Annotated in this window: 16 protein-coding genes, 1 other RNA gene and 1 CRISPR repeat array; of the genes, 8 read left to right on the top strand and 9 right to left on the bottom strand. The window is 61.7% G+C overall.

The window, feature by feature from the left end; translation table 11 throughout:
* Positions 1–615, top strand: coding sequence for a hypothetical protein (locus tag CPA56_RS04985; protein ID WP_182040945.1), 615 nt, complete (start codon positions 1–3; stop codon positions 613–615).
* Here CPA56_RS04985 and CPA56_RS04980 read toward each other — a convergent pair.
* The 8 genes from CPA56_RS04980 to CPA56_RS04945 all read right to left on the bottom strand — a co-directional run bounded on the left by CPA56_RS04980 (position 551) and on the right by CPA56_RS04945 (position 8,453).
* Positions 551–1,303, bottom strand: a complete 753-nt coding sequence (locus tag CPA56_RS04980; protein WP_182040944.1) for an SDR family oxidoreductase — start codon at positions 1,301–1,303, stop codon at positions 551–553. The two genes, CPA56_RS04985 and CPA56_RS04980, sit on opposite strands and share 65 nt — an antisense overlap.
* Positions 1,304–1,305: 2 nt before the next feature.
* The gene (recR, locus tag CPA56_RS04975) at positions 1,306–1,872 is read right to left on the bottom strand and encodes a recombination mediator RecR (protein ID WP_195805116.1); all 567 of its coding nucleotides are present in this window, start codon (positions 1,870–1,872) and stop codon (positions 1,306–1,308) included.
* A 57-nt stretch (positions 1,873–1,929) separates the two neighbouring features.
* Positions 1,930–2,253: a YbaB/EbfC family nucleoid-associated protein gene (locus CPA56_RS04970; protein WP_182040942.1), complete on the bottom strand. Its 324-nt coding sequence runs from the start codon at positions 2,251–2,253 to the stop codon at positions 1,930–1,932.
* Between the two features lie 53 nt (positions 2,254–2,306).
* Entirely contained in the window at positions 2,307–4,394 is a 2,088-nt protein-coding gene (locus CPA56_RS04965) for a DNA polymerase III subunit gamma/tau (protein WP_182040941.1), read from the bottom strand.
* Between the two features lie 75 nt (positions 4,395–4,469).
* Positions 4,470–4,566: signal recognition particle sRNA small type (gene ffs / locus CPA56_RS04960), an RNA gene on the bottom strand.
* Between the two features lie 70 nt (positions 4,567–4,636).
* The gene (gene ggt, locus CPA56_RS04955) at positions 4,637–6,415 is read right to left on the bottom strand and encodes a gamma-glutamyltransferase (RefSeq protein WP_229707460.1); all 1,779 of its coding nucleotides are present in this window, start codon (positions 6,413–6,415) and stop codon (positions 4,637–4,639) included.
* Between the two features lie 74 nt (positions 6,416–6,489).
* The gene (gene map, locus CPA56_RS04950) at positions 6,490–7,290 is read right to left on the bottom strand and encodes a type I methionyl aminopeptidase (protein WP_182040939.1); all 801 of its coding nucleotides are present in this window, start codon (positions 7,288–7,290) and stop codon (positions 6,490–6,492) included.
* Positions 7,291–7,466: 176 nt separating this feature from the next.
* Complete coding sequence (locus tag CPA56_RS04945) at positions 7,467–8,453, bottom strand: D-alanyl-D-alanine carboxypeptidase family protein (protein ID WP_182040938.1); 987 nt, start codon at positions 8,451–8,453, stop codon at positions 7,467–7,469.
* A gap of 319 nt (positions 8,454–8,772) precedes the next feature.
* Between CPA56_RS04945 and clpS the strand changes: the two genes are divergently transcribed.
* Positions 8,773–9,153: an ATP-dependent Clp protease adapter ClpS gene (gene clpS, locus CPA56_RS04940; protein ID WP_229707428.1), complete on the top strand. Its 381-nt coding sequence runs from the start codon at positions 8,773–8,775 to the stop codon at positions 9,151–9,153.
* An 84-nt stretch (positions 9,154–9,237) separates the two neighbouring features.
* Positions 9,238–11,568, top strand: a complete 2,331-nt coding sequence (clpA, locus tag CPA56_RS04935) for an ATP-dependent Clp protease ATP-binding subunit ClpA (RefSeq protein ID WP_182040937.1) — start codon at positions 9,238–9,240, stop codon at positions 11,566–11,568.
* 30 nt (positions 11,569–11,598) lie between these two features.
* On the opposite strand, the gene CPA56_RS04930 is transcribed toward clpA, so the two are convergent.
* Positions 11,599–12,093 (bottom strand): DUF3465 domain-containing protein, encoded by a 495-nt coding sequence (locus CPA56_RS04930; protein WP_182040936.1) that lies wholly within the window; start codon positions 12,091–12,093, stop codon positions 11,599–11,601.
* Between the two features lie 152 nt (positions 12,094–12,245).
* Between CPA56_RS04930 and CPA56_RS04925 the strand changes: the two genes are divergently transcribed.
* The 5 genes from CPA56_RS04925 to cas2 all read left to right on the top strand — a co-directional run bounded on the left by CPA56_RS04925 (position 12,246) and on the right by cas2 (position 18,772).
* The gene (locus CPA56_RS04925) at positions 12,246–13,265 is read left to right on the top strand and encodes an MBL fold metallo-hydrolase (RefSeq protein ID WP_182040935.1); all 1,020 of its coding nucleotides are present in this window, start codon (positions 12,246–12,248) and stop codon (positions 13,263–13,265) included.
* A 19-nt stretch (positions 13,266–13,284) separates the two neighbouring features.
* The gene (locus CPA56_RS04920) at positions 13,285–14,232 is read left to right on the top strand and encodes an N-acetylmuramoyl-L-alanine amidase-like domain-containing protein (protein WP_182040934.1); all 948 of its coding nucleotides are present in this window, start codon (positions 13,285–13,287) and stop codon (positions 14,230–14,232) included.
* Between the two features lie 192 nt (positions 14,233–14,424).
* A complete protein-coding gene (gene cas9, locus CPA56_RS04915; protein WP_182040933.1) occupies positions 14,425–17,586 on the top strand; it encodes a type II CRISPR RNA-guided endonuclease Cas9 in 3,162 nt (1,053 codons plus the stop codon).
* Positions 17,544–18,446, top strand: a complete 903-nt coding sequence (cas1, locus tag CPA56_RS04910) for a type II CRISPR-associated endonuclease Cas1 (RefSeq protein WP_182040932.1) — start codon at positions 17,544–17,546, stop codon at positions 18,444–18,446. Before cas9 ends, cas1 begins: the two co-directional genes overlap by 43 nt.
* Positions 18,443–18,772, top strand: a complete 330-nt coding sequence (gene cas2 / locus CPA56_RS04905) for a CRISPR-associated endonuclease Cas2 (RefSeq protein WP_182040931.1) — start codon at positions 18,443–18,445, stop codon at positions 18,770–18,772. The genes cas1 and cas2 overlap by 4 nt, the downstream gene beginning before the upstream one ends.
* Positions 18,773–18,828: 56 nt before the next feature.
* A CRISPR array of direct repeats spans positions 18,829–19,722; the repeat unit is 36 nt; unit sequence AGGCTACCATAGACAAATCGGTAGGGAAACCACGGC.
* Between the last annotated feature and the right edge of the window lie 176 nt (positions 19,723–19,898).

Here is a 19,898-nt window from a genome sequence, read left to right as displayed (position 1 = left end):
ATGCGGCTTTTCTGTATGGTCTGTCTCTGCCTGCCCCGGACGGCACCGGCCCATGATGGCAGTCTTCCCCGCACCGTGACGCCCCGTCCCGCCACACCGGCGGCCCTGGCGCAGGACCTGTCGCAGCGTGACAGTGCCACGGCCACCCTGCAACAGCACTGTCCCCTTCCCATCACGGCCCACCTGTTGGACGGAAAGGCAGCCCCGGCCCTCCAGCGGGAAGCAAGACAGGCCATGCAGGCTTCCCCTGCGGCCCGGCTGGTCGTCCGGCACGTCCAGCTTCTCTGCGGGCGGGCGGTATGGTCCGAAGCGTGGAACCTGTATCTGCCTGACCGCCTGACCCCAGACGCCCGCCGGAAACTGGCAGGAAGCCATGTGCCCTTCGGCAGGGCCGTCGGTGAGGCCACCTTCTCCCGCCAGCGTCTTGAAAGCCGCCTCACGGGGCTGCCCCCAGGAACCGTGCTGGAAAACCGGGCCATCCTCCATCGCCGGACGGATGGCAGCGGCTTTGCCACCCTCATCGAACGCTATGAAGAGGCGGCCCTTGAGGTCAGGACGCCGCAGGCGACCAGTTCAGATGCTGCCCGCCGTCAGGGGCCAGCATCTGCCCCGTGACGGATGGCAGCATCAGGAACATGCGGGCGATGGCGGCAATCTCATCCGGGTCCGCTCCCCGCTGAAGCGGCGTACGGCGGCACATCGTCTCGAAATGTTCCAGAGACTGACCTGCGGCAGGCAGGACAGGCCCCGGCCCGATGGCATTCACCCGGATGCGGGGGGCCAGCCCCAGGGCCATGCTGCGGGTCAGACTCCACAGGGCAGAACGGGCCACGGTATAGCTGACGAAATGGGGCGTCAGATTCCAGACACGCTGGTCCAGCATGTTGAGGATCAGTCCCTCAGCCCCATCCGGCAGGGAGGCGGCCACGGCCTGGGACAGGACGAACGGGGCACGCAGGTTCGGCTCCATGTGCGCATCCCAGCTTTCGCGGGTCACGCCGCCCAGTTCATCCCGTTCAAAAACGGATGCATTGTTGACGAGAACACCGACCGGCCCAAGTCCTGCCTCCACCTCCGCCAGCAGGGGCAGCAGGGCGGCCTCCTCCGCCAGATCGGCCTGCACGACACAGCCATGACCACCAATCCGCTTCAGCAGGGCATCGGCTTCCTCACGGCTGCGGCGACAATGGATGGCCACGGCGAAGCCTTCCCGGGCCAGCATCTCCACCATCGCCCGGCCAAGGCGGCGTGCGCCCCCCGTCACCAGCGCAACACGGGGCATATGGGGAGACAGGCCGAACATGCTCACAGAACCTTCCGGGACGACATGGCGGCCGCCAGCGTCCCCTCATCCAGCACATCAAGCGCACCCCCCATCGGGACACCATGCCCCAGACGGCTCACCGCCACCTGATGAGGGGCCAGTTTTTCCTGAAGCCAGTGGGCCGTGGTCGCACCATCCACCGTGGCCCCGAGGGCAAGGATGACCTCCTCCACCTCGCCTGACCGCACACGCTCCATGAGACCCGTCAGATTGAGGTCTTCCGGCCCCTGACCGGACAGGGCCGACAGCACGCCACCCAGCACCTGATACCGCCCCCTGTGCATTCCGGCCCGCTCCAGTGCCCAGAGGTCACCCACGGTTTCCACCACACAGATGACCGACGGATCACGCTGCGGGTCCGCACAGAGCGAGCAGGGCGTGCAGCTGTCCAGATTCCCGCATTGCGGGCAGGTATGGACAGACCGTGCCGCCGCCTGCATGGCGGCGATCAGGGGCTGGAGACGTGTTTCTGGAGCCTGGAGGAGAGCCAGGGCCGCCCGACGGGCCGAACGGGGGCCAAGACCGGGCAGGCGGGCCAGACGGGACATCAGGGTTTCGATTTCGGGGCTTATGCGCACGTCAGACCCTCATCCTCGCTCCGGCTTTCAGAAAGGCAGGTCCATGCCCGGCGGCAGCTGAAGACCGCCAGTGACCTTCTTCATCTCTTCCCGGCTCATGGCCTCCGTTTTGCTGCGGGCGTCGGCGAATGCGGCCACGATCAGGTCCTGCATGGTTTCCATGTCTTCCGGGTCGGCCAGCTTGGGATCAATCGTGATGGACCTGAGCACACCCTTGCCCGTCAGGGTCAGCCGCACCAGCCCGTTGCCGGCCTCGCCATCAACTTCCGCACTCTCCAGCCTGGCCTGAACCTCCTTCATGCGGGCCTGCATCTGTGTGGCCTGCTTCATCATGCCAGCAAGATTCTTCATCACGTCACTCCTTGGTTGCGAAACCGGGCCGGGACCATGACCGTCCCTGCGGCTCAGTAAAAGTCGTCCTCGTCAGGATAGTCGGCATCCGGCGGGGCAAATTCAAAATCAGGCGGCACGTCCTCTCCCAGAGGAACCACCGTCTCCGGCGGCAGGCCGTAATCATCCAGAGTGTGATCCCGCACCTCGCCGATCTGGGCGTGCGGGAACCGCTGCATGATGGCCTGGACAAGCGGATGCTGCCTGGCCCTGTCCTGATGCAGGGCGATGATCTCCGCCCCCTGCTCGTCCAGTGTCGGCTCACCCTGTTCCTCGGAGGCGATCACCTGCCAGCGGCCGGGATAGAGCCTGTCCAGCAGGGCCGTCAGGGCACGGAAGGCCTGCCGCTTCTGCTCCCGGTCATTTTCAGCCAGACGGAGCACGAGACGGGGCGGCTCGAACTCCACGACATGCCCCAGATGCCGCAGCGTTCCGTGAAGACGGGCTTCCTTCTGCTGCCCCACCAGAGCGACCAGCTCCCGCCAGCTGCGGGGCATGGGCGGAATGGTCTCGCCTGCACCGTAATCATCCGCCCTCTGCCCTTCATCACGGGCTGACACGGCCGTGCCATTCTCCGTGGCCAGACGCAGGGGCTGCCTCGCAGGAACCGGCTCCGGGGCAGGCCCGTCCAGCTGCGGCTTCAGGACGGTACTGCCCTGACGGACCACATCACTCCCTCCGGCCATCGTCCCGGCCCCCTGCACGAAGGCCGAAGGCCCGCCCGCCTCCTGCCCCCGGGGAAGGGAGGACCGGGACACGGATGAGGACACACCCCCTGCCGGAGCCGCCCCTCCGCCATGTGCGGCGGATGAAGCGGCCTTTCCCTGCGGACCGGACTGTCCCTCGGTCTGGATGGCACCGGAAGACGATGCCTCCTGCATCTGCCGGATCAGCCTGTCCGGTGTGGGCAGGAGACTGGCATGACAGAGACGGATCAGCACCATCTCGGCCGCCTGCCGCCGGTCCGGAGCGGCTTCCACCTCGGCCAGCCCCTTCAGGAGCAGCTGCCAGGCCCGCCCCAGAACCGTGACCCCCACATGATCCACGATCGCCCCGCCACGGACCTTTTCCATCTCCGGCAGTTCTGGGCCGTCACGCAGTTCCGGCAGTGCCTTGATACGGGAGAGAAGGTGCAGCACATCCATCAGGTCCGTCAGCAGGACGCCCAGATCAGCCCCACGGGCATAAGCCCGCCCGGCAATCTCCAGCACGGACGCCACCTGCCCGTGCAGGGCGGCCTCCAGCAGGTCGAACACCATGCCACGGTCCGCCAGCCCCAGCATGTCCGCCACGCTGGCCGTATCGGACGCTCCCTGTGCGATGGCCTGATCCAGCAGGGACAGACCATCACGCACGGATCCGTCAGCGGCTCTGGCAATCAGGGCCAGGGCACCCTCTTCCAGCTCCGTGCCCTCCTTGCGGGCGATGCGGGCAAAATGCTCGGCCAGCGTGGCCTGCGGCACACGCTGGAGGTCGAAACGCTGGCAGCGGGACAGCACCGTGACAGGCACCTTCCGCAGTTCGGTCGTGGCAAAGATGAAGGTGACCTGTGCCGGGGGTTCCTCCAACGTCTTCAGCAGCGCATTGAAGGCATTGCGGGACAGCATGTGCACTTCGTCAATCACGAAGACCTTCATGCGGGCCTGCATGGGGCGGAACCGGGATGCCTCGATGATCTCCCGCACATCATCCACACCCGTGCGGGAGGCGGCATCCATCTCCAGGACATCCGGGTGGCGGTCTGCCAGAATGGCCTTGCAGTTGGGGCAGACACCGCAGGGATCAGCCGTCGGGCCACCCGTGCCATCCACGCCGGTGCAGTTCAGGGCACGGGCGATGATCCGGGCCGTGGTGGTCTTGCCCACGCCCCGCACCCCTGTCAGCATGAAGGCATGGGCCACACGGCCCACGGCAAAGGCCCGGCGCAGAATGCGGACGAGGCTCTCCTGACCGATCAGGTCATCAAATGTCTGGGGACGGTATTTGCGGGCCAGAACACGGTAGGGTGCCTTCTGTTCCGAAGGAACGGCATCCGCTGGGGCAGCATCGGAGAAAAAACCGGCTCCACCTTCGGGCGGGAGGGGAATGTCTTCTTCACTCACGGCTGCAACGTGCCTCCCACAGCTTTCATCGTCTGGAAAGGACGCCCCGGAGGCACACGGGCCTGCACGGCAATCGGAGGAGACCGGACACCCGACCCGACACGAGCCCACTACGGCTGCTCCCTTCCGGGCCTGACCGGGTTCGCAGGTCAGCCGCCCGGGGCCGATCTCCCAAGCGGGCTTCTAGCACAGGAACAGGGGGGGCAGGCAAGCCCTTACTTTCCACCACACCCCATGCCCTTTCAGGGAGCGACGGCCGCACCACCGGGATGCCGGGGGTCCGCCACGCCATAGAACGGGCCGATCCCCTTCCGGGCCGGGTCCTGACCATCCAGCCTAGGTCCCCCGACCAGAATCGCCTCCGTGATACCCCACGGACGATGGGGGATGAAATGGTATCCTTCCTGCTCCAGCGTCCTCTGCACGTCCGGACTCAAAGCACCCGTCTCCATCTCCACATCGTCGGGCTTCCACTGCTCATGCAGACGGGGCAGATCGACCGCCTGTGCCAGGTCCAGTCCATAATCCACCACGCCCAGCAGGCTGGACAGCACGATGGTGGGAATGCGGGAGCCACCAGGGCTGCCCGTGACCATCACGACATGCCCGTTCCGGCTCACGATCGTCGGGGACATGGATGACAGGGGCGTCTTGCCCGGTGCAATGGCATTGGCCACCGAACCGACAATGCCGAACATGTTCGGCTCTCCCGGCTTGATGGAGAAATCGTCCATCTCATCATTCATCCAGATGCCGGTGCGCCCACCCATGACGCCTGCTCCAAACCAGCCATTGAGCGTATAGGTGGTGGACACCGCCATGCCATGGGAATCGATCGTGGAAAAATGGGTCGTCTCGTGCTTCTCCACGGCCGGGCCGGGTGTCGACGTGACCCTGCCGGGGGCCGGACGCCCGACCTGTAGCGCATCGGATGGCACGGCCCTGTCCCTGGGCAGGGCGGCCCGTATCTGCCCGGCATAAGTGGGGTTCAGGAAATAGGAAACCGGATTGACGACAAAGGCCGGATCACCAAGGTCCCGCCTGTCGGAATAGGCATGACGCATGGCCTCCAGCTCCAGCTGGACGGCAGGCGCACTGTGCAGGCCAAGGCGGCCCATGTCATACCCGGACAGGATGTTCAGCACCTCACACAGGGCCACGCCACCACCGCTTGGCGGAGGTGCCGTCTCGATCTGGTAACCCCGATACTGGCAGGTGATCGGCTTCATGAAGCGTGGCTTATAGGCACGAAAATCCGCCTCTGTCAGGAACCCGCCACCCAGACGGGAGGCCCGGAGAATTTCCGAGGCTATGGGGCCACGATAGAAGGCATCCTCCCCCTTCCGGGCGACCAGCTCCAGCGACCGGGCCAAGCCGGGCTGGACCAGCCTGTCCCCCACGGCCAGCTCCGTTCCGTCAGGCCGCAGGAAAATGCCACGGGCATACTCATCCTGCCGGAAATAGTCGGTCGACGTGTGCAGAAGCTCCACGTCGCCTTCCTCCAGAACGAAACCGTCCCGAGCCAGGGCGATGGCCGGGGCCATGTCCTTCGCCCGGCTCAGCCGTCCCCAGCGTTTCCGCACGGCCTCCAGCCCGGCGACCGTCCCCGGCACGGCCACGGCCTTCCAGCCCACCGTGGAAAGACCCGGCTTCACCCGGCCTTCCTCATCCAGATACATGGCAGGCTGGGAACGCAGGGGCGCATGTTCCCGGAAGTCGATGAATACCGCAGGACCATGCGGGGGGCGCAGGGTCATGAAGCCGCCACCGCCCAGATTGCCTGCCGCCGGATAGACCACGGCCAGCGCATAGCCGACGGCCACGGCGGCGTCGGCGGCATTGCCACCCTCACGCAGAATCTGCGCCCCCGCCTCGGAGGCCAGATGCTGGGCGGAGACGACCATGCCCGTCTCCCCCTTCACCAGCGTGCCGGGGCGGGTGGTGTCCGGCCCATAGGCCAGCGGATCGTGCGCCGCACTCAGCGTCTCGGCCTGAGACAGGGCCACGCTTCCCAGCACCATGCTCCCCAGAGCCAGCCGGGCGGCCAGTTTACGCAATGCCATCATGACGGGCTTCCTTGTCCACGGACCGGTTTTCAGAGGGCGTAAGGCGGTTTCGTGTAACCACGGGGCGACAGGGTGAAGATTTCATATCCATCCTCCGTCACGCCCAGCTGATGCTCGAACTGGGCGGACAGGGAACGGTCCCGTGTCACGGCCGTCCAGTCATCGGCCAAAACCTTCACGTCCGGGCGGCCAAGGTTGAGCATCGGCTCGATGGTGAAGACCATGCCCGCCTTCAGTATCGTACCCTGGCCGGGCCGACCATAATGCAGGACGCTCGGTGCCTCATGGAAGCTACGGCCGATGCCATGCCCGCAGAAGTCCCGCACTACGCCAAGGCGGTTCTTCTCCGCAAAGCTCTGGATGGCATGACCGATATCGCCCAGCGTGGCCCCGGGCCGCACCTGCTCGATCCCCAGCATGAGAGCCTGATAGGTCAGGTCGATGAGCTTCTCGGCCTTGCGGGGCGGCTTGCCCACGACATACATGCGGGACGTGTCACCGTACCAGCCATTCAGAATGGAAGTGACGTCAATGTTGAGGATGTCCCCCTCCTGAAGGCGTCTGTCACCGGGAATCCCGTGACAGACGACATGATTGAGGGAAATGCAGCAGGATTTCGGGAAACCGTGATAGTTGAGCGGAGCGGGCGTCGCCCCATGCTCCAGCGTGTAGTCATGAATGATCCTGTCCAGCTCACCTGTCGTGATGCCGGGACGTACATGTTCGGTGATCATGTCCAGCGTGGCGGCGGCCAGCTGCCCGGCTGCCTTGAGATGCCTGAAATCGTCCGTCGTGTAATGCTGGATGCTGCGCCCGTCCTGAGAAGACATGAAGTAACGTAACCCTTGTGTTATCCTGATGTTGCTGTCGGCTCGACCATATGCCGGAACTGCCCGCAGGATGCGCCCTGCCTCGCCGCAGCGCAAGAGCCTGCGGGAAATGGCCGCACTGTCAGAACATCATGGACCGGCGGAACGGCCTGCCCCCCTGTAACGGAAAAGCCGCCTCAGGAGCGGTGATGCCCCCGACGGGACGCCCATGAATGATGCAGCCCACGAGGCACACCATGCGAGCGGTACGTCACCAGCACGACACCCCGGCGCATGTGGTAGTGATGCCCTGCGCCACGTCTGGCCACGGCGTAGGTGACAGGCCGTTTCATCAGGGGCAGCGGAGCCTGACCGGAAGCGGAGAAGCCGTCATCCAGCAGGGCGATCATGGTCTGGTTGCGGCTCTCGTTGCTGGGTGCGCCCAGCACGACGCCGATCAGCCGGACCTGCCCCTGCTCTGCCGAACTGACAAGATTGTGCCCGGCAAGGTCGGTATAGCCCGTCTTGAAACCGTCGGCCCCCTGATACACGCCCAGTAGCGGGTCATGATTGGGAATCACGCCCCGACGGAAGGGGAAACCCCGCACACCGAAATAATGGTAATATTCCGGGAAATCCCGCAGCAGCGCACGGGCCAGGACGGACAGATCCCGGGCGGTGGTGACCTGGTCCGGGTCCGGCAGGCCGGACGCATTGCGGAAGGTCGTATGTCCCATGCCGAGCCGCCGGGCCTGATAGGTCATCAGGGCGGCGAAACGGGTCTCATCTCCGCCCCCCAGATACTCGCCGAGTACGCAGGCCGCATCATTGGCGGATTTCGTGACCAGGGCCAGAATCGCCTGCTCCACGGAAAGGTGCGTGCCGGGGCGCAGCCCCAGCTTGGAGGGAGCCTGCGTGGAGGCATGGATGGACACGGGCATCTCATCCTGGAGAGTGATGCTGCCACGCCCCAGGGCCTGGAAGGTCATGTACAGCGTCATCATCTTCGTCAGCGAGGCCGGATAACGCTGGAGGTCCGCATCAGACTCGGAAAGTACGGCCCCGGTACGGGCATTGATGACCAGTGAGGAAATGTGACCTGCGAACTGCGCCCGTGCCGTACCAGCAAACGTGGACAGAACGACCACACAGGAAAACAGGGCACGACTGAAAGACGGACGCATCAGAAGGCATTATCCTTAAATTGACGAAAGACTCACAGGACTAAAACCGGGATGACTTTAATGTTCCACTCCTTGCCATGTCCAGATTTTTCATCCATGACCCGACATGTACCTGAGAACGGTTAAATAAAGAAATCCACTTCATCACAAATCCGTTACGGACACCGCCTTAAAAAAACGTCACAAACAGCAGAAGAACGCCACGGCCACCCCCGCCCCCTCCTCCGGCGGGCCGCTCCGCCCCCTCCCAACACCATATGATTCCTGCATTTTCCTGATAGAATAGAGGATATATTTACCATAAATCAGGAGAGTTCCCATGCAGCGCAGGTCATATGCAATGACACATGGGCACCCCACGGCTTCCACCGTGGCGGGGACGACCGTTGACCATCCCACCCTTGCCGCACAGGAAGACATCCTCACCACCCAGAAAACGGACCTTGTCTATCCCTCCATGTACAGGGTCATCCTCCTGAATGACGACTACACCCCGATGGACTTCGTCGTCTTCGTGCTGGAGCAGTTTTTTGACAAGTCTCCCGAGCAGGCACGGGCCATCATGCTGGAGGTGCACAACAGAGGCAGCGGGGTCTGTGGAATCTTCACCTATGAAATTGCCGAAACCAAGGTGGGACAGGTGATGGACCTCGCCCAGAAGAACCAGCATCCCCTGCAATGTACCCTTGAGAAAGCCTGAACCCGTCGCCACCTAATGGTCTGACAGATTTCTCTACCGCCATTTCATCATTCTGACATTCCTTCATGTCACAAGGAGCGCCCTATGTTGTCCTCCACACTTGAACAGACGCTCCAGCGTGCGCTTATCCTTGCCGGTCAGAATCATCACGAATTCATCACACTGGAGCACCTCCTGTTCGCCCTGTGTGACGACCGTGACGCCATGACCATTTTCACGGCATGCCAGACTGATCTGGAACAGCTGCGGCAGGATGTCGACCACTTCCTTTCCCACGAGCAGAAGGCCATCATCCGCCCCGAACTGGAGGACGCCCCCCAGCCGACGGCAGCCTTCCAGCGGGTCATACAGCGGGCGGCCGTTCACATCCAGAGTGCGGGCCAGTCCATCATGACCGGTGCCCATGTTCTGGTCTCCATGTTCGCCGAGAAGGAGAGCCATGCCGTCTTCTTCCTCCAGCAGCGGGGCCTGACGCGGCTCAATGCCATCCATGCCATGCAGCATGATGACGTGGCGGCCGGACCGCAGCGTGAGCACCGCGGCGGCAGGAAAACGAAGAACAGCCGCAAGGAACATGCGGACAGCCCGGACACTGCCGAGGCCGACAGCAGGGACGCCCTCCAGACCTACTGCACGAACCTCAGCGAGCGTGCCCATCTCAACCGGATCGACCCGCTCATCGGCCGGGAAAAGGAAGTGGAACGGGTCATCCAGATCCTCTGCCGCCGCACCAAGAACAATCCCCTGCTGGTCGGAGACCCCGGTGTCGGCAAGACGGCCATCGCCGAGGGGCTTGCCCAGAGAATCGTGCAGGGACAGGTCCCCGACATCCTCGCCGGTGCCCGCCTCTACAGTCTGGACCTCGGGGCCCTTCTGGCCGGTACCCGTTACCGTGGAGACTTCGAAGAACGGCTCAAGTCCATCATGAATGAGCTGGAGCAGAATCCCGGCAGCCTGCTCTTCATTGACGAAATCCACATGCTCATCGGGGCGGGGGCCACCACCAACGGCTCCATGGATGCGTCCAACCTGCTCAAGCCTGCCCTGGCCACGGGCAAGCTGCACTGCATCGGCTCCACCACCTATCAGGAATACCGGAAGCATTTCGAGAAGGACCACGCCCTGACACGGCGGTTCCAGAAGATCGACGTCGAGGAGCCATCACAGGCTGACACCATCCGCATCCTGCGGGGCCTGAAGGAACGGTACGAGGAACATCACGACATCCGCTTCACCGACCCGGCCATCCGCAGTGCCGTGGAACTCTCCGCCCGCTACATCCACGACCGCAAGCTGCCGGACAAGGCCATCGACGTGATTGACGAGGCCGGAGCGGCCTGCCGCCTGCTCCCCAGCAGCCGCCGCCGACGTACGGTGGGCGTGAAGGACATCGAGGCCACGGTGTCCCGCATCGCCCACATCCCGCCCCGCCACCTATCCACCGATGACCGTGCGGCCATCCGTCACCTGCCCTCGGACCTCCGCAGGGCCGTCTTCGGGCAGGATGCGGCTCTGGATGCCCTGTCCTCCGCCGTCATGCTCTCCCGGGCCGGACTTCGTGATGCCGAGAAAACCATCGGCAGCTATCTCTTCTCCGGCCCGACGGGCGTCGGCAAGACGGAAGCCGCCCGCCAGCTTGCCCGGTCGCTGGACATAAAGCTCATACGCTTCGACATGTCCGAATATATGGAAGCCCATTCCATATCCCGGCTGATCGGCACGCCGCCCGGCTATGTCGGCTTCGAGCAGGGCGGCCTGCTGACCAGTGCCATAGACCAGACCCCCCATGCCGTCCTGCTGCTGGACGAGATCGAGAAGGCCCATCTCGATCTCTTCAACATCCTGCTTCAGGTGATGGATCACGGCAAGCTGACGGACAACACCGGCAAGACAGTGGATTTCCGCAACGTCATCCTCATCATGACCAGCAATGCCGGTGCTGCCGACCTCTCCAAGGAGGTCATCGGCTTTGCCCGCACGGCACGGTCAGGGGACGATGAGGAAGCCATAAAAAGGCTCTTCTCGCCGGAATTCCGCAACAGGCTGGATGCCATCATCCCCTTCGCCCCGCTCACGCCTGCCGTCGTCACTCACGTGGTGGACAAGTTCATCCAGCAGCTGACCGCCATGCTGGCCGCCAAGAATGTCTCCCTGCATCTCACGGCAGCCGCCAGGGCCTGGCTGGCCGAGCATGGCTATGACCGCACCCATGGTGCCCGCCCGCTGGGCCGCCTGATACAGAACCACATCAAGAAACCGCTGGCGGAAGAAATTCTTTTCGGCAGGCTGACGGAAGGCGGAACGGTCAGGATCGGGGCACGGGACGGCCAGCTGACCTTCGCCATCTCCTCCACGGCACAGGCCCCCACGGACAGGAAGGGCCGCCGCCCCGTAAGAACGCTCGCTCCGGCCTGACACGGCCCGGCAGGAGCGGGCTGCCGATCTTCACTCGTAATGCTGGCCGTTCACGCTGACATAGCCCGCCCACGGCCACCTGCGGCTCGTGCCGTGGTGGGTCCAGTCCAGCCCTTCCCGGCCGGGACCGTCGAAATAATACCGCCCCTGCACCTCAACCTGGTCCCCGGCCTTCACCCACGGCCAGGACGGGGCCTTCATCTCATCAAGGTTGGAGACGACCCTGATGGGCTTCCCCCCTTCGACGGCCATCAGGAAATAGCCGTGCATCCCGCTCCGGCTGCGGCGTGCCCGGTATGTCCGCACGACGGTGCCGCAGACATGCTCCGGCAGGTCGAGATGCTGGCCATAAGGCACGTTCGTGTGCGCAAACTGCCGGGCATAGGCCGCCTGATCCTGCACGAACCGGGCATTGTCGCACTGTGCCGGCATGGTCGCCTCCGCACGGGCCTGCACGCAGGCAACACCGCTCACAAGCACCGCAAGAATCCCGGCCCGTCTCAGGGCCGCATGAATGAACCGCATGGCATCTCCTTCTCCTCTTCCCCCTTTCCCCGTGGGCGAGGCGGGAGTATCCTCGACAGGCTTCATCATTACTGGATGAACCCGTAACGGCTCAACCACATTCGCAGCCGGATGCTCCCATCACCCGTCTTGCTGTCAGGGAGGACAAGACCATGCCCCTAGATCACCTGAAAACGCTCCGTGACCGGCTGAGAAAGACACGGGCAGGATCGGCCGGGACGCCCGTCACCTTTGCCGACAGCCATCCCGTCTTCGAGATCGTGGCCCTTGGGGTACGGAGTGGCGTGGCCGACGGCAACCTGTCCTCCTATCTGGTGCGCCCCCTGGGCACGAACGAGGCTGTCATCTGTGATGCTGGTACGCTGGGGCATGGACTGAAGCGGGCCGAGGCCCGGGGTATCCTGGACGACATCCCCATCATGCCGGATTCCGCTCTGGGCCGGGCCGGACATGTCCTCAAGCAGACTGTCAGGGCCTATCTGATCAGCCATGCCCATCTCGACCATGTGGCAGGGCTGGTCCTGTCCTCCCCGGAGGACACGCCGAAACCCATCCATGCCCTGCCGCAGACCAACGCTATTCTGGCCGAGCATCTTTTCAATGGCCGTGTCTGGGGCGTCATGGGCGACAAAGGACCGGAGCCCCGGACAGGCAGGTACACCTACCGGGACATGAAGCCGGGCCAGAGCCAGACCATCGGGAACAGCAGGCTGGACGTGACCGCCTGGCCGCTCACCCATGCCAGCACGACATCCACCGCCTTCCTGATCCAGCATCATGGCCAGGCCATCCTCTATCTGGGAGACACCCAGGCTGACAGGCCGGACGGCCCACAGAATCTCCATGAACTCTGGAAGGCCGTCGCCCCTCTGGTCCGGGAGAAGAAGCTGCACGCCATCATCATGGGGGTCACCTATCCTGACGGACAACCGGAGGAGGCCCTGTGCGGCCAGCTCCGCCCCAAGGACCTTCTGGCGAGCCTGCGTGATCTCGGCCATGTCTGTGGCGGTCGTCACCACATCCGTGGCCTGAGAGTGCTGGTCAGCCATGTGAAGGAAACCTTCCATGAAGGCGGCCATCCGGTCCAGCATATCTACCGGGAACTTCAGGATGGCAATGACATCGGCATCCACTTCATGATGGCAGAGCAGAGCGCACGCTACCTTGTCTGACAGAGGCCGTTGTGTACCCATGCTGAAGAGACGGGCCTTCCTCACCAGCCTTGGTGCGGGAGGCCTGATTTTCTGTGATCCTTCTCTGGCGGGCAGCACCGGGCATCATCCCGTACGGAACGGACGACGGACTGCTGCCGCTCTTCCATCCGATGCACCAGCTCTCGCCACCCTGTCAGCCTCGACCCGCCAGCAGATCAGTCATCTTGTCTCGATCGCTCCCCACAGGTCCCGGCAGGAACGCATCGTCCTGATCTCACAGGCCATGAAGGGCACGCCCTATCTGGCCCAGCCCCTCATCGGCTCCGCCACGGTGCCGGAAGAACTCGTCCTCTCATGGCGGGGCGTCAACTGCATGACCTTCGTGGAGATCGTTCTGGCCGCCAGCCTGAGCCAGGACGTGGAACAGTTCATCCACGCCCTGATCGCCACACGCTACAGCCATCACCACGTCACCTTTAGGGAAAGACGCCATTTCCTGAGCGACTGGCTGCACGGAACACCCGTTCTCTGCCATGATCTGAGTCCGGATTTTCCCTATGCCAGACATGTGGAGAAGACGCTGAACCTGAAGCTGCCTTCCAGTGACCAGAACGGGCCTGCCTCACCCGAACGCCCGCAGGCCACGGCCCACGAAGCCCGGACGCCTCCCACGGGAACCGACCGTTACCTGCCCGACCTTCCCCTGAGGAAGCGTCTCATCACCTACCTGCCAACACAGCCATTCCTGAATGACCTGAAAGCAGGCGGGATTCACGGGCGCATCAGGAATGGTGACGTGATCGGCATTTACAGCCCTCTTCCGGGACTGGATGTATTCCACATAGGGCTGGCCATATGGCAGAATCACGGTCTGTACTTCCGCAACGCCTCCTCCCTGCCGGAACATCGTTACGTCGTGGACAGTCCACTGGATGACTATGTCAGGCAGAGACGGGGCCTCATTATCTACCGGGCCACTCCCTGACCAGACCTCAATTTTCAACGGAAGACAGACCCTGAAACCTTCAGGAAAGGGAATCCCTCTCCCCACGAAAACGCAGGAAGAGGTAATCCTTCACATGGAAAACCATGTTACCGTGGTTTCCCAACCGATTTGTCTGTTCCCTTCCTACGGAACATGCTGAATTCTGTCAATCTGAACGGGAGGAAACATTTCATGAGCCATCAAATTTCAGAAGCACTCCTTTTTGGCATTGATCTCGGTATTGGATCATGCGGATGGGCCGTGCTGGAACGATCAGGAACAGACGGTGCCGTCAAGGCTCTTGGCAGCTGGTGTTTCGATGTTCCCGAAACGGACAAGGAGAGGACACCCACCAACCAGATCAGGCGCACCAACCGTCTCCTGCGCCGCATTCTTCGCCGCCGTCGCAACAGGATGGCCGAGATCCGCCGCCTTTTCGCCGAACATGGGCTGATCGGCACGTCACATCCGGACGCCCTGCGCCAGCCTGCCATTGACCCCTGGGAGATGAGAGCAAAAGGGCTAGACCACCCGCTGACGCCTCAGGAATTTGCCGTGGCACTGGCCCATATCGCCAAACGACGGGGCTTCAGGTCAGCAGCCAAACGTGTCGACGGCAATGCTCCATCTGACGACAGCAAGATGCTGGCAGCCCTGGCAACAACCAGGGAGCGGTCAGCCCGATACCGGACGGTCGGTGAGATGTTTGCCCGTGATCCTGCCTATGTTCAGCGGCGACGCAACCGGGCTGGCCTCTTTGACCGTACGATGAGCCGGGATGATCTGGAACATGAAACAAAGCTCCTCTTCAGCAGGCAACATGCCCTGGGCAATTCCGTCGCCAGTGCCGACCTTGAAGAGGCCTTCACCCGCATAGCCTTCCGGCAGCGTCCCATGCAGGACAGCGGCACGCTCGTGGCTGCCTGCCCTTTTGAACCTGATGAAAAACGGTCATCCCGTTTTTCCCCCTCATTCGAACGGTTCCGCCTTCTTTGCCGGCTCGTGAACCTGCGTGTCACGGACGGTCCGACAGAGCGGCCCCTGACTTCAGAAGAGCTGCGCCTTGCCTGCGAGACTGCCGGGACAACACGCAGGCTGACGGGAGACGCCGTACGGAAACTCATCGGCCTGCGTGATGACCAGCGTTTCGTCACCATCTCGCCAGACCAGGAAAAACAGGACATCACCAGCAGGACAGGCGAAGCTCTGGCCGGTACGGCCACATTCCGCAAGATTCTGGGGGAAACGCTGTGGCGGCAGCTTCTGCCACAGCCTGAACTGCTCGACCGGGCCGCATGGATCATAAGTTTTCATGAGCTGGCCGACACCATCATTGAGAAACTGGGCCAGATCGGCCTGCCCGCTGAAGCCCATGCCCTGCTCAGTCAGGCCCTGCTGAGTGACAGGAACCCCTTTGCAAAATTCAGGGGTGCCTCCTCTCTCTCGGACAAGGCCGCACGGGCTCTCATCCCTTTTCTCCAGCAGGGGCTGACATATGACAAGGCCTGCGAAAGGGTCGGGTACGATCATGCCGCTTCAAAACTCAGCAGCCGGGAGACTGTGGATACCAGAGCCAGGTTCCAGACCCTCATGGACGACGTTCGTGACAGCATTGCCAATCCGGTTGCCAGAAAGGCCCTGAGCGAGGGCATGAAACAGCTCTGGGCCATGCGCAACCGCTGGGGCCTGCCCGGAGCGATCTGCATCGAGCTGGCCCGTGATGTCGGCAACAGCCTCGAAAAAAGACGGGAAATTGAGAAGAATCTCGAAGCCACGACCAGACAGCGTGAGAGGGAACGTCAGGAAATCCGTGACCTTCTGAAAATCGATGATGTTCCTTCAGACCTTCTGCTCCGATACCGCCTCTGGAAGGAGCAGGAAGGGCACTGCTGCTACTCAGGGAAATCCATTCCACCGGACCTGCTCATGGCACGGGACAACCGCCTCCAGGTCGATCATATCCTCCCCTGGTCACGTTTTGGCGATGACAGCTACAACAACAAGGGCCTCTGCTTTGCGAAAGAAAACCAGGCCAAGAAGGGGCTGACACCTCATGAATGGATTCATGGCACACGGGGGCAGGAGGCCTGGGACAGGTTTGTGGCTACCGTGGAAACCAACAGGCAACTGAAGGGGCTAAAAAAACGCAATTTCCTTCTGAAAAGCAGCAAGGAAACAGAAGAGCGTTTCCGCACCCGCAATCTCAACGACACCCGCCATGCGGCACGCCTCATGGCCGAGGCGGCACGCCTGCTTTACCCCCGTGGCCAACGGGCCGAAAAAGGAGGGAAACGGCGGGTCTTCACCCGTCCCGGTGCCCTGACAGCCGCCCTGCGCCATGCCTGGGGGGTTGAATCCCTCAAGAAAGTCGATGGAAAGCGTCTCCGTGACGACCGCCATCATGCATTGGATGCCGCCATCGTTGCCGCCATCAGTGAAGCAGAAATCCAGAAACTCACGAAATCCTTCCAGGAAAATGAACAGCAGGGCCTTCCCCGCCCCATGCGGGACATTGCCCCACCCTGGGCCGGTTTCCGGGAACAGCTGGAGGAAAAATACGGGTCCATTCTGGTGGCCCGTCCCGAACGGCAACGTGCCCGTGGGGAAGGCCACGCCGCCACCATACGGCAGGTGCGGGATGAAGACACCGGACCTGTCATCTATGAACGCAAACCCGTTGAAAAACTGACCCTGTCTGACCTGTCCAACATCAAGGACCCAGACCGGAATGCCGGTCTCATCACCTCTCTCCGTACCTGGATAGAGGCAGGCAAACCAGCGGACACCCCGCCAAGAACGCCATGCGCCACAGCAGATGAAGGCCATCTGATCCACAAGGTCCGTCTTGCCACAAGGAAAAAACCGGCTGTTCCCGTTCGGGGCGGCATGGCGGACAGAGGCGAGATGACACGGGTCGACGTCTTCAGGGTCACTGGGAAAAAAGGCAAAGTGAGATGGTATCTGGTGCCCATCTATCGTCATCAGGTGATGAACCGTTCCCGCTGGCCGACTCCACCCGACAGGGCCATGGCCTCCGGCAAGGCAGAAGAACACTGGCCTGTCATGGGGCCTGAAGCCCAGTTCCAGTTCAGTCTCTATCCCCGCAGCTATGTGCGTCTTACAAAAAAGGATACCATCATCGAGGGATACTTTGCCGGCTGTGACCGTTCCACGGCTGCCATTGCCCTGGCCGATCCTGCCAACAAAAAGCCACCCCAGAGAGGTATCGGCATAAAGACACTGGATAACGTCCAGAAACTGGCCATCAACCGTTTTGGAGAGCTGTCACCTGTCAGGAAGGAGACACGAACATGGCATGGCGTTGTGTGCACATCTCCCGTCCGGCCCGACTGAGCCTGAAGGACCGACAGATCGTCATCACGCAGGGCGACGATACCATCGCCCTGCCACTGGAGGATGTGGCCTGCTGCATACTGGATACGCCACAGGCCACCTTCTCTGGAGCCCTGCTCTCCGCTTTTGCCACCAACGGCCTCATCCTGACCGTGCCGGATGACAAACATCACCCGGCAGGGCTTCTTCTTCCCTTTCACCAGCATTATGCTCAGGCGGACATCATACAATCCCAGATTTCCGCCTCGCAGCCACTTCAGAAACGTCTCTGGCAGCAGATCGTCATCAGCAAGATAAACAATCAGGCGGCCGTTCTGGCAGCACGTGAATGTCCAAAAGCCCGACAGCTGCAAAACATGACGGGACGGGTCACATCGGGCGACCGGGACAATATTGAAGCACAGGCAGCACGTTTCTACTGGTCCCATCTTTTTCCAGATTTTACCCGGGCTGACAGGGCTGACAGACGCAATGGATTACTGAATTACGGCTATGCCGTCCTCCGTGCCGCCATCGCCCGTGCCTGCGTGGCGGTAGGCCTGATACCGTCACTGGGGCTCCATCATGCGTCCCGCATGAATGCTTTCAATCTTGCGGATGACCTTATCGAACCTTTCCGCCCCTATGTGGACCAGATGGTGGCACGTCATCAGCTGGAGCCTGACGAAGGCGACATTACCCTCGAAGATCGCCATTTCATGACTGGTGTTCTGTCACAGTCTGCTCTGATAGGTCAGGAGACTGTAAGCATTCTGACAGCCACAGAAAAGATTGCCACCAGTCTGGTACAGGCTCTTGAGCATAGCAGTGCGGCCCTGCTCCAGTTGCCCGTCCTCCCGACGGGAGGAACAACCCCATGAAAGCGGAGGAGGCCCGATTCTTGTGGCTGATGATTTTTTTCGATCTCCCTGTCCGGACAAAAAGCCAACGTCGACAGGCCACCCGTTTCCGCAATTTTTTACGGGACGATGGTTTCATCATGCTACAATATTCTGTCTATGTCCGTGTCGGACGTGGTCAGGACAGTCTGGACAAACATGTGCGTCGTGTGCGCTCAGTCCTGCCCAGAGAAGGCAGTGTCCGGGCACTTCAGGTCACGGACAAACAATACGGACGGATGGAAATAATGCTTGGTCTTGCAAAAAAAGCCGAACAAGCAGGCGCAAAACAGATGATACTGCTATGATTTTCGGCCGCAAAACAGCGAAAAATCATGCAGTATCAGTCCGTTACGCTCAAGCTAGGCTACCATAGACAAATCGGTAGGGAAACCACGGCCTGGGCAGTAACCTTCCCATGCGTCAATAGAGGCTACCATAGACAAATCGGTAGGGAAACCACGGCAATGCACTGCGTACATTGAAAACTTGTTGAAGGCTACCATAGACAAATCGGTAGGGAAACCACGGCCCCAGTCCAGACGGGCTGCCCCCATGCGTTAGGCTACCATAGACAAATCGGTAGGGAAACCACGGCTCGGGGGTGAACTGAATGCATTTCTACGGTAGGCTACCATAGACAAATCGGTAGGGAAACCACGGCATCTCTCCATTGTCCAGAAAAACAAAGACCAGGCTACCATAGACAAATCGGTAGGGAAACCACGGCGGTATGGACACAGTGCTTCCACACTAGGGGAGGCTACCATAGACAAATCGGTAGGGAAACCACGGCCGGGGAGTTGTCCTTGAACTGCCGTGCCAGAGGCTACCATAGACAAATCGGTAGGGAAACCACGGCACGTTCCGTTCATATCCGGTGGGAGAATGTAGGCTACCATAGACAAATCGGTAGGGAAACCACGGCCCAGCTGGTGGACGGACAGCCGCAGCCGTCAGGCTACCATAGACAAATCGGTAGGGAAACCACGGCCCAGATTGTTGCCCCAAGCAAGCCATTGGTAGGCTACCATAGACAAATCGGTAGGGAAACCACGGCTGTTTTATCGTTGGACCCTGAGCTTCTTTTAGGCTACCATAGACAAATCGGTAGGGAAACCACGGCAACTTCATCCAAGTGGTTGCGATTGATGGGAGGCTACCATAGACAAATCGGTAGGGAAACCACGGCCAACGTTGACATCCGGGCAGTTCGTGACCGAGTCTACCATAGACAAATCGGTAGGGAAACCACGGCATTCTCAACACCATCGGTCTACGCGGGGAGGATAGCATAGGTTGGAGAGTATGTGGAGTGATGCCACGCAGCCTTATTTCTGGCTCGAGCCTGACGACCTGATTTATATTTGAGGGGGAGTATATGGATGGATGCGGGGGTAGGATTTGAACCTACGACCTTCAGGTTATGAGCCT

The sequence above is a fragment of the Bombella mellum genome (genome assembly GCF_014048465.1).
GTDB lineage: Bacteria > Pseudomonadota > Alphaproteobacteria > Acetobacterales > Acetobacteraceae > Bombella > Bombella mellum.
Note: the sequence above shows the minus strand (reverse complement) of the source record. Positions and strands in the feature narration are given on the sequence as shown.

Bases quoted from the DNA above. Each gene is read 5' to 3' on its own strand.
- ggt (WP_229707460.1), bottom strand. From the start codon at position 6,415: ATGGTGCTGGGAAGCGTGGCCCTGTCTCAGGCCGAGACGCTGAGTGCG.
- cas9 (WP_182040933.1), top strand. From the start codon at position 14,425: ATGAGCCATCAAATTTCAGAAGCACTCCTTTTTGGCATTGATCTCGGT.
- CPA56_RS04925 (WP_182040935.1), top strand. From the start codon at position 12,246: ATGCCCCTAGATCACCTGAAAACGCTCCGTGACCGGCTGAGAAAGACA.
- recR (WP_195805116.1), bottom strand. From the start codon at position 1,872: ATGTCCCGTCTGGCCCGCCTGCCCGGTCTTGGCCCCCGTTCGGCCCGT.
- CPA56_RS04980 (WP_182040944.1), bottom strand. From the start codon at position 1,303: ATGTTCGGCCTGTCTCCCCATATGCCCCGTGTTGCGCTGGTGACGGGG.
- CPA56_RS04930 (WP_182040936.1), bottom strand. From the start codon at position 12,093: ATGCGGTTCATTCATGCGGCCCTGAGACGGGCCGGGATTCTTGCGGTG.
- CPA56_RS04945 (WP_182040938.1), bottom strand. From the start codon at position 8,453: ATGCGTCCGTCTTTCAGTCGTGCCCTGTTTTCCTGTGTGGTCGTTCTG.
- CPA56_RS04985 (WP_182040945.1), top strand. From the start codon at position 1: ATGCGGCTTTTCTGTATGGTCTGTCTCTGCCTGCCCCGGACGGCACCG.
- CPA56_RS04970 (WP_182040942.1), bottom strand. From the start codon at position 2,253: ATGAAGAATCTTGCTGGCATGATGAAGCAGGCCACACAGATGCAGGCC.
- CPA56_RS04920 (WP_182040934.1), top strand. From the start codon at position 13,285: ATGCTGAAGAGACGGGCCTTCCTCACCAGCCTTGGTGCGGGAGGCCTG.
- clpA (WP_182040937.1), top strand. From the start codon at position 9,238: ATGTTGTCCTCCACACTTGAACAGACGCTCCAGCGTGCGCTTATCCTT.
- clpS (WP_229707428.1), top strand. From the start codon at position 8,773: ATGCAGCGCAGGTCATATGCAATGACACATGGGCACCCCACGGCTTCC.
- map (WP_182040939.1), bottom strand. From the start codon at position 7,290: ATGTCTTCTCAGGACGGGCGCAGCATCCAGCATTACACGACGGACGAT.
- cas2 (WP_182040931.1), top strand. From the start codon at position 18,443: ATGAAAGCGGAGGAGGCCCGATTCTTGTGGCTGATGATTTTTTTCGAT.
- cas1 (WP_182040932.1), top strand. From the start codon at position 17,544: ATGGCATGGCGTTGTGTGCACATCTCCCGTCCGGCCCGACTGAGCCTG.